This is a genomic window from Kitasatospora sp. NPDC059812 (assembly GCF_042732075.1).
Taxonomy (GTDB): Bacteria; Actinomycetota; Actinomycetes; order Streptomycetales; family Streptomycetaceae; genus Kitasatospora.
Window position 1 is genome coordinate 43,005 of record NZ_JBHWIO010000037.1, and the last position, 9,306, is coordinate 52,310.

Annotated in this window: 9 protein-coding genes; 5 read left to right on the forward strand and 4 right to left on the reverse strand. The window is 71.5% G+C overall.

All coding sequences use genetic code 11. From position 1 onward, the window contains the following. Positions 1–62: 62 nt before the first annotated feature. The 4 genes from msrB to ACFV6D_RS20125 all read right to left on the reverse strand — a co-directional run bounded on the left by msrB (position 63) and on the right by ACFV6D_RS20125 (position 3,320). Positions 63–467, reverse strand: coding sequence for a peptide-methionine (R)-S-oxide reductase MsrB (gene msrB / locus ACFV6D_RS20110; protein WP_063349491.1), 405 nt, complete (start codon positions 465–467; stop codon positions 63–65). Between the two features lie 22 nt (positions 468–489). Beyond that, on the reverse strand, positions 490–1,920 hold the full coding sequence (murC, locus tag ACFV6D_RS20115; protein ID WP_380343849.1) for a UDP-N-acetylmuramate--L-alanine ligase: 1,431 nt from the start codon (positions 1,918–1,920) through the stop codon (positions 490–492). A gap of 104 nt (positions 1,921–2,024) precedes the next feature. Then, positions 2,025–2,486, reverse strand: a complete 462-nt coding sequence (locus ACFV6D_RS20120) for an indole-3-glycerol phosphate synthase (protein ID WP_107452931.1) — start codon at positions 2,484–2,486, stop codon at positions 2,025–2,027. A gap of 66 nt (positions 2,487–2,552) precedes the next feature. Then, positions 2,553–3,320: a pyrimidine reductase family protein gene (locus ACFV6D_RS20125; RefSeq protein ID WP_380427841.1), complete on the reverse strand. Its 768-nt coding sequence runs from the start codon at positions 3,318–3,320 to the stop codon at positions 2,553–2,555. Between the two features lie 102 nt (positions 3,321–3,422). On the opposite strand from ACFV6D_RS20125, the gene zapE reads away from it, so the two are divergent. The 5 genes from zapE (at position 3,423) to ACFV6D_RS20150 (ending at position 9,176) form a co-directional block, all read left to right on the forward strand. Next, positions 3,423–4,469 (forward strand): cell division protein ZapE, encoded by a 1,047-nt coding sequence (zapE, locus tag ACFV6D_RS20130; protein WP_380376808.1) that lies wholly within the window; start codon positions 3,423–3,425, stop codon positions 4,467–4,469. Positions 4,470–4,598: 129 nt separating this feature from the next. After that, positions 4,599–4,907 (forward strand): helix-turn-helix domain-containing protein, encoded by a 309-nt coding sequence (locus tag ACFV6D_RS20135; RefSeq protein WP_380343844.1) that lies wholly within the window; start codon positions 4,599–4,601, stop codon positions 4,905–4,907. Positions 4,908–4,950: 43 nt separating this feature from the next. Continuing rightward, positions 4,951–7,044 carry an excinuclease ABC subunit UvrB gene (gene uvrB, locus ACFV6D_RS20140; protein WP_063349496.1) on the forward strand — a complete coding sequence of 698 codons (2,094 nt, stop codon included), beginning with the start codon at positions 4,951–4,953 and terminating at the stop codon, positions 7,042–7,044. 293 nt (positions 7,045–7,337) lie between these two features. Then, positions 7,338–7,916 carry a TerD family protein gene (locus ACFV6D_RS20145; RefSeq protein ID WP_063349497.1) on the forward strand — a complete coding sequence of 193 codons (579 nt, stop codon included), beginning with the start codon at positions 7,338–7,340 and terminating at the stop codon, positions 7,914–7,916. A 279-nt stretch (positions 7,917–8,195) separates the two neighbouring features. Continuing rightward, positions 8,196–9,176 (forward strand): TerC family protein, encoded by a 981-nt coding sequence (locus ACFV6D_RS20150; protein ID WP_063349498.1) that lies wholly within the window; start codon positions 8,196–8,198, stop codon positions 9,174–9,176. Positions 9,177–9,306 lie beyond the last annotated feature (130 nt).

Sequence of the window (9,306 nt, forward strand, 5' to 3'; positions counted from 1 at the left end):
GACGAGGGCCCGGGTGTCCGTCCGTACGGAAACCCGGGCCCTCGCGGCGCGACCGGCCGGCGCTACTCGGCCGGCTTCAGCGTCAGCGAGACGCTGTTGATGCAGTACCGCTGGTCGGTCGGCGTGCCGTAGCCCTCGCCCTCGAAGACGTGGCCCAGGTGCCCGCCGCAGCGGGCGCAGCGCACCTCGACCCGGCGCATGCCGAGCGTGGTGTCCTCGATGTACTGGACCCGGTCCCCGGCCAGCGGCGCGTAGTACGACGGCCAGCCGCAGTGGCTGTCGAACTTGGTCTCGGAGCTGAACAGCTCCGCGCCGCAGGCCCGGCAGCCGTAGACGCCGACGGTCTTGGTGTCGGTGTACTCACCGGTGAACGGGCGCTCGGTGCCCGCCTCGCGGAGCACGTGGTACTCCTCGGGGCTCAGCTCGTCCCGCCACTCGGCCTCGGTCTTCTCGATCTCGTAGCTCATCACGGCTCCCGGTCGGGGTACGTCAGACGTTGGAGGCAACGTTCGAGAGGTGCTGCACGCTTCCCCGGATCTCCTCCAGGATGGCGGGGCCCAGGTTGGTGACGTCGCCGGCGCCCATGGTGAGCAGCAGGTCGCCGGGGCGGGCCAGGCCGGCCAGCACGGCGGGGGCGGCGGCGAAGGAGTGCTCGGCGGTGACGTCGGCGCCGGCCCGGTGGGCGGCGTCGATGATCAGCTCGCTGGTCACGCCGGGGATCGGGTCCTCGCGGGCCGGGTAGATGTCCAGCACCACCGAGGCGTCGGCCAGCGCCAGGGCCTGGCCCATCTCCTCGGCGAGCTGCTGGGTGCGGCTGAACAGGTGCGGCTGGAAGACCACCAGTACCCGGCCCTCGCCCTCCAGGCCCTCCCGGATCGCCTCCAGGTCGGCGGTCATCTCGGTGGGGTGGTGGGCGTAGGAGTCGATCACCTGGACGCCGCCGGCTGCGCCCTTGAGCTGGAGGCGGCGCCGCACGCCGGTGTAGGCGCCGAGGGCCTTGGCCAGGTCGGCGGCCGGGACGCCCAGCGCGACGCCGGCGGCCAGCGCGGAGACCGCGTTGTGCGCGTAGTGCCGGCCGGGCACCGAGACGGTGAAGGACAGCTCGGCGCCGTCCAGCTCGACGGTGACCTCGCTGGTCATGCCGCGGGCGACCACCGAGCGGACCCGGACGTCGGCGTCCTCGGCGGCGCCGACGGTCACCACGGTGAGGCCCTCGCGGCCGGCCACCCGGGCGGTCAGCTCGCGGGCGCCGTCGTGGTCGGCGGAGACCACCAGGGTGCCGCCGGGGGTGATCCGGCCGACGAAGGTCTCGAAGGACTCGTAGATCTCCTCGATCGAGGCGTAGTTGGCGTGGTGGTCCAGCTCCACGTTGAGCACGATCGCCACCTCGGGCGCGTACTTGTGGAAGCTGCGGTCGCTCTCGTCGGCCTCGGCGACGAAGATCTCGCCGGCGCCGTGGTGGGCGTTGGAGCCGGGCGCGTCGAGGTCGCCGCCGATCGCGTAGGACGGGTCCAGGCCCAGCTCGCCGAGGGCGACGGCGAGCATGCTGGTGGTGGTGGTCTTGCCGTGGGTGCCGGCCACCGCCAGCGCCCGGCGGCCGCCCATCAGGGCGGCCAGCGCGTCGGAGCGGTGCACCACCGGGATGCCGCGCTCGTGGGCGGCGGCCAGCTCCGGGTTGTCGGCGCGGATCGCGCTGGAGACCACCACGCTGCTGGTGCCGTCCGGCACGTGCTCGGCGGCGTGGCCGACGTGCACGGTCGCGCCGAGGGCGCGCAGCGCGAGGACGGTCTCGGACTCCTTGGAGTCGCTGCCGGAGACGCTGGCGCCGCGCACCGCGAGGATCTTCGCCAGGCCGGACATCCCGGCGCCGCCGATGCCGATGAAGTGCGGGGCGTGCAGGTCGTGCGCGGCGTCGTTCAAGGCGGGGCTCCGTAGGGCGGGGGCGGAATGGTCGGGCGGACGGGATGGGGAATCGTCCTCGCGGGCGGACCGCAAGGACGATTCTGCACCACCGGCCGGGATCCCTAGGAGTCGCTGGCGAACAGCCGCAGCACCGGGACCCCCACCTTGTGCCGGGCCTGGGAGGCCCAGTCGCGGTGGAAGAACTCCTCCACGAAGTGCGGTGAGGTGAGCACCACCACCTCGTCCGCGCGGTGCTCCTCGACCGCCGTCCGCAGCCGGTCCAGCGGCTTCTCCTCGACCAGCTCGCCGACCGCCTCGGCCCCGGCCGCGCGCAGGTGGCGCAGGCTGTGTTCGAGCGACTCGGTGGCCACGGTCGGCCCGGACTCGGACTCGTCGTGCTCGTGCACCACCTTGTCGAGGTGGCCGAGCGCCACGTCGTCCAGCGCCCGCAGCAGCTCGTCCTGCTTGCCGCGCGGCTGCATCAGGACGACGAAGGAGACCTTCTCGTCGCTGTGGAGCGTGGTGACGAGTTCCACGTCCGCGTCGGAGAGAGCCTTTTCGATCATCAGTACCGTCTTGAACACGTGAGTCCCTTCCAGTGGCCGGCCCCCGGGCCCCGGCATCGCATTAACGGGATCACGACCCGTCGGTCACGGGGTCGGCGGACGCAGGTAGCGGGTGAAGAGGAATCCTTTCTGCTCGATCAATGAGACCAGCCGCATCCGCTGCACGTCAGGCATTTGCGCATCGCGGATGATGCGCGGCGCGTCGCCGCCCGTGATCAGCGGAGCCAGCGACAGGCACAACTCGTCCAGCAGACCCGCCGCCGCCAGCTGTCCCAGCAGCCGCGGGCCGCCCTCGCTCAGCAACCGCGTCCAGCCCCGCTCCGCCAGCGCCGACACGCCCGCCCGCAGGTCCACCGACCCCTCCCCGGCGAGCACCAGGTCGGCCACCTCGGCGACCGCCCGGCGGCGCTCCTCGGGCGCGTCCGCGGTGGTGATCACCACCGTCCTGACCAGCGGGGCGGTGAACAGCGGCGCGGTCAGGTCCAGGGTCAGCGAGCGGCTCACGATCGCGATCGCCGGAGCCGGGGCCTGCCCGGCCGCCGCCCGCGCCGCCGCGAACTCGGCCCGGGCCCGGGCCGGCCGGTAGCCCTCCGCGCGGACCGTCTCCGCGCCCACCAGCACCACGTCCGACAGCGCGCGCAGCACACCGAAGATCCGCTTGTCGGCGTCCCCGGACAGGCCCTCCGAGAGGCCCTCCAGCCTCGCCCCGCCGTCCAGACCGGCCACCATGTTCGCGCGCAGCCAGGGCCGCCCCCGATTCACCTGGTCGGGGTACGCGTAGACGGCGGCGAGCGACTCCAGCGAGGCCGGGTCGGCGACCGGCTCGCCCAGCGGGCTGATCAACTGTTGCATGCCCTCAGTCTTCCACCGGCCGCCGTCCCGAGGGGCCTGGGACCAGGCGTACCCTCTACTAACGTGCCAGCAGCCCCCCGCCCCGACACCGCGACCGAGTCCATAGCCGCCGCGAGCGCGGCCGGCTCCCCGATCGCGCTCGCCGACCGCCGCCCCGTCGTGCCCGCCGAGCGGCTGGTCGCCGAGATGGTCCCGCCGCCCCGGTTCTCCGACGTGAGCTTCGGGACGTACATTCCGGACCCGAACCAGCCCAGCCAGTACGAGGCCGTCCAGGTCCTGGAGCAGTTCGCCACCACCCTCGGCGGGGGAAACGGTTCCGCGCCCAGGCGCAGCTGGTTCCGCCGCTCCGCCCCGGCGCCCACCGGCCCGGCCGGCGTGTACCTCGACGGCGGCTACGGCGTCGGCAAGACCCACCTGCTCGCCTCGCTCTGGCACGCCGCCCCCGGCCCCAAGGCCTTCGGCACCTTCGTCGAGCTGACCAACCTGGTCGGTGCGCTCGGCTTCCAGCAGGCCGTCCGGACCCTCTCCGAGCACACGCTGCTGTGCATCGACGAGTTCGAGCTCGACGACCCGGGCGACACCGTCCTGGTCTCCACGCTGCTCACCCGCCTCGTCGACAACGGCGTCAAGCTCTGCGCCACCTCGAACACCCTGCCGGAGAAGCTCGGCGAGGGCCGCTTCGCCGCCGCCGACTTCCTGCGCGAGATCCAGGGCCTGTCCGCGCACTTCCGCCCGATGCGGATCGACGGCCAGGACTACCGCCACCGCGGCCTCCCGGACGCCCCGCCGCCCTACCCCGACGCGGCCGTCGACGCCGTCGCCGCCCGCACCCCCGGCGCCTCCCTGGACGACTTCGACACCCTCCTCGCCCACCTCTCCGCGGTCCACCCCAGCCGCTACGGCGCGCTGCTCGACGACGTCACCGCCGTCTGCCTGCGCGGCGTCCGCCAGGTCGACGACCAGTCCACCGCCCTGCGCCTGGTCGTCCTCGCCGACCGCATGTACGACCGCGAGCTCCCCATCACCGCCTCCGGCCTCCCCTTCGACCAGGTCTTCCCCGACGACATGCTCCGCGGCGGCTACCGCAAGAAGTACCTCCGCGCCATCTCCCGCCTGGTCGCCCTCGCCCGCGACAGCGCGAAGACCTGACCCCGTAACCCCCGCCCCGGCCGGGCGTTGCTCCCTAGCGGAGCAGAGGGGGGACGCATGGCCGGTGGCGGGTGAGGCCGAGCATCTGCCCGCCGCCGACCACGACGTCTACGACCGGGAGGAGCAGCGGTGAGCAGCGGTTATCACACGCGGTGGGTCGTGCCGCCGGAGCATCGGGAGAGCGAGCAGTACCGGGCGGCTGGGCGGCGGATGGCGCTGGCCGAGGCCGTGTACGCCCGCCGATCCGCTCTCGGCTGGACGCTCGCCGAACTCGCGGAGCGGGCCGGGCTGGACGAGGCGACGGTCGAGAGCATCGAGGAGAGCGGTGTCGATCCGACCCTGCCGCTGATCGAACGCCTCGCCGCCGCGTTCGACTCGGTCGTCCGCATCGACCCGGCCCGCGAGCCCGCCATGAGGTTCGAGGGGCACGCGGCCTGAGGAAGCCGCACCGCTTGTCGGTGGTGGGTCGTACGGTGGACTCGTGCGACCCATCACGAGTATTGAGCGGTCAGTGACGCCCTTCGAGGTCGTCAGTCCCTTCCAGCCGAACGGGGACCAGCCGGCGGCGATCGCCGAGTTGGAGCGGCGGATCAAGGGCGGGGAGAAGGACGTCGTCCTGCTCGGTGCCACCGGTACCGGGAAGTCGGCCACCACGGCCTGGATGATCGAGCGGCTGCAGCGGCCCACCCTGGTGATGGCGCCGAACAAGACGCTGGCCGCCCAGCTGGCGAACGAGTTCCGCGAGCTGCTGCCGAACAACGCGGTCGAGTACTTCGTCTCGTACTACGACTACTACCAGCCCGAGGCGTACGTCCCGCAGACGGACACCTACATCGAGAAGGACTCCTCGATCAACGAGGAGGTCGAGCGGCTGCGGCACTCGGCGACCAACTCGCTGCTGACCAGGCGGGACGTGATCGTGGTCGCCTCCGTCTCCTGCATCTACGGCCTCGGCACCCCGCAGGAGTACGTGGACCGGATGGTCCCGCTCAAGGTCGGCGAGGAGATCGACCGGGACGTCCTGCTGCGCCGTTTCGTGGACATCCAGTACGCCCGCAACGACGTGGCGTTCACCCGTGGCACCTTCCGGGTCCGCGGCGACACCATCGAGATCTTCCCGGTCTACGAGGAGCTGGCCGTCCGGATCGAGATGTTCGGCGACGAGATCGAGGCGCTGTACACCCTGCACCCGCTCACCGGCGAGATCATCAGCCAGGACGAGTCGGTGTACGTCTTCCCCGCCTCGCACTACGTGGCCGGCCCGGAGCGCATGGAGCGGGCGATCACCGGCATCGAGAAGGAGCTGGAGGAGACGCTCGCCCGGCAGGAGAAGCAGGGCAAGCTGCTGGAGGCCCAGCGGCTGCGCATGCGCACCACCTACGACATCGAGATGCTGCGCCAGATCGGCACCTGCTCGGGCGTCGAGAACTACTCGATGCACTTCGACGGCCGCGAGCCCGGCTCCCCGCCGAACACCCTGCTCGACTACTTCCCGGAGGACTTCCTCCTGGTCATCGACGAGTCGCACGTCACCGTCCCGCAGATCGGCGCGATGTACGAGGGTGACGCCTCGCGCAAGCGCACCCTGGTGGAGCACGGCTTCCGGCTGCCCTCCGCGATGGACAACCGCCCGCTGAAGTGGGAGGAGTTCCTGGGGCGGATCGACCAGACGGTGTACCTGTCGGCGACGCCCGGCCCGTACGAGCTGTCCCGCGGCGACGGCCAGGTCGAGCAGATCATCCGCCCGACCGGTCTGATCGACCCGGAGGTGATCGTCAAGCCGACCGAGGGCCAGATCGACGACCTGGTGCACGAGGTCCGCACGCGGGTGGAGCGGGACGAGCGCGTCCTGGTGACCACGCTGACCAAGAAGATGGCCGAGGACCTCACCGACTACATGCTCGGCCTGGACATCCGGGTCCGGTACCTGCACAGCGACGTGGACACCCTGCGCCGGGTGGAGCTGCTGCGCGAGCTGCGCGCGGGCAGGTACGACGTGCTGGTCGGCATCAACCTGCTGCGCGAGGGCCTGGACCTGCCCGAGGTGTCGCTGGTGGCGATCCTGGACGCGGACAAGGAGGGCTTCCTGCGCTCCGGCACCTCGCTGATCCAGACGATCGGGCGGGCCGCCCGAAACGTCTCGGGCCAGGTGCACATGTACGCGGACCGGATCACCCCGTCGATGGAGAAGGCGATCGACGAGACCAACCGCCGCCGGGTGGTGCAGCAGGCGTACAACAAGAAGCACGGGATCGACCCGCAGCCGCTGCGGAAGAAGATCGGCGACATCCTGGACACCCTCGCCCGCGAGGACGTGGACACCGACGAGCTGCTCTCCACCGGCTACCGCGGGGCCGCCGGGAAGGGCAAGGCCCCGGTGCCGGCCCTGGGCATGGAGCGCAAGCAGGGCGAGAGCCTGCCGGCCGCCGAGCTGGCGGAGCTGATCCAGTCGATGACGGACCGGATGCACGCGGCCGCCGCCGACCTCCAGTTCGAGGTCGCGGCCCGGCTGCGCGACGAGGTGAAGGAGCTGAAGCGGGAGCTGCGCCAGATGCGGGAGGCCGGCGTGGCCTGAGCGGGGGCCGAGGGGGGCCGACGGGGGCCGACGGGGGTCTGAGGCGGGTCGAGGCGGCCGCCGGGCCGGGCCGGTGTGACACCGGTCAAGCCCGGCGGTGTCTCAGCCTTGCCACAATGCGGCGACCGCCGGGAGGTGCGGGGTGCCGCAGGCCCTAGGCTGGCCTGCGGCATCGACCTCGGGACGGGGTGGTGCGACAGCAACAGGGGGCCTCAGCCGGGGGACGGCACGGGGTGTTCCACCGTGGCGCCGCGCGGGGAGCGACCGCGTGGCCGGGTAGAGAGGACAACGCCGTGTCGGTGAACCTTGCCAAGGGCCAGCGGGTCAGTCTCCAGAAGGGGCCGGGCGGCGCGTTGACCGTGGTCCGGATGGGCCTCGGCTGGCAGGCCGCGCCGAAGCGGGGCCTGTTCGGCAGCCGCACCAGGACGATCGACCTGGACGCGTCGGCGCTCCTGTACGCCGAGAAGACCCCGTCCGACGTGGTGTTCTTCCAGCACCTGGAGAGCACGGACGGTTCCGTCCGGCACACCGGGGACAACCTGGAGGGCGGCTCCGGCACGGAGGACGACGAGGCGATCCTGGTGGACCTGCTGCACGTGCCGGCGCACATCACCCAGGTGGTGTTCACGGTGAGCTCGTACACCGGGCAGACCTTCGCGGAGGTGCAGGGCGCCCACTGCCGGCTGGTGGACGAGACCACGGGCGAGGAGCTGGCCCGGTACGAGCTGGCCGGGGGAGGGCCGCACACCGGGCAGATCATGGCGAAGGTGTTCCGTGACGGGGCCGGCGGCTGGGAGATGCAGGCGATCGGCGCGCCGGCCAAGGGGCGGACCTTCCAGGACCTGCTGCCGGCGATCGAGCCGTACCTCTGACGGCATCCCTGACGGGCATCCCGGACGGCATCCCTGACGGGCGCCCCGGACGTCATCTCTGACGGTTCTTTACCTTCTTTACCTTTACTTGGGCTTCCTGTTACTCTCGATGGCAGCGGAGGGGAGTATTCCCCCGCAGTTGTCCCCGTCATCACGGGCGCCCACGAGTGGCGCCCCGGGGCGCTGGTCCGTGCGGACGCCCCGAGAGCGGGCCCGACGGGCGGAAGAGACCTCCGGCAGTGACGATGACTGTCTCGCCTACCTGCCGGAGGAGCAGTAGTGGACGTTTCCGTAACCATGTGGGTCACCACGATCGGTGTGCTGATCGCACTGATCGTGGCGGACTTCTTCATCGGAGGGCGCAAGCCGCACGAGGTCTCGATCAAGGAGGCCGGGATCTGGACCGCGGTCTGGATCGTGCTGGCGCTGATCTTCGGCGGGTTCCTCTGGTGGCACTCCGGCGCGCAGCCGGCCGGTGAGTTCTTCGCCGGTTACATCACCGAGAAGTCGCTCAGTGTCGACAACCTGTTCGTCTTCATCCTGATCATGGGCAAGTTCGCGGTGCCGAGGATCTACCAGCAGCGCGTGCTGATGTTCGGTGTGATCATCGCGCTGGTGCTGCGGGCGGTCTTCATCGCCGGCGGCGCGGCGCTGGTCACCCAGTTCTCCTGGGTGTTCTTCATCTTCGGCGCCTTCCTGATCTGGACCGCCTGGAAGCTGATCAAGGAGGCCCGGGCCGGCGAGGAGGAGGACGAGTTCGAGGAGAACCGCCTGCTCAAGTCGATCGAGCGGCGATTCCCGTCCACCGACACGTACCACGGCACGAAGTTGTTCATCCGGGAGAACGGCCGCCGGCTGATGACCCCGATGCTGATCGTGATGCTGGCGATCGGCACCACGGACGTGCTGTTCGCGCTGGACTCCATCCCGGCGATCTTCGGCCTGACCCAGGACCCGTACATCGTCTTCACCGCCAACGCCTTCGCCCTGATGGGCCTGCGTCAGCTGTACTTCCTGATCGGCGGCCTGCTGAAGAAGCTGGTCCACCTGTCGTACGGCCTGTCGGTGATCCTCGGCTTCATCGGCGTGAAGCTGGTGCTGCACGCGGCGCACGAGGCGGGCGCGAACGTGCCGGAGATCGGCATCCCGCTCTCGCTGGGCGTCATCGTGGTCGTGCTGGCCGTCACCACGGTGACCAGCCTGATCGCCTCGAAGAAGCAGGAACGGGCCGAGCGCGAGGCCCAGAAGCTGGACGCCTGACCCCCGCGTGACGGCCGAGGCCCCCGCCCCCCGCCGGGGGGGGGGGGGGGCGCGGCGGGGGCGGGGGCCCCGGCCCCCAAGCCGCGGGGCCCCCCCCCCCCCCCCCCCCGCGGGGCGGGGGGGGGGCGCC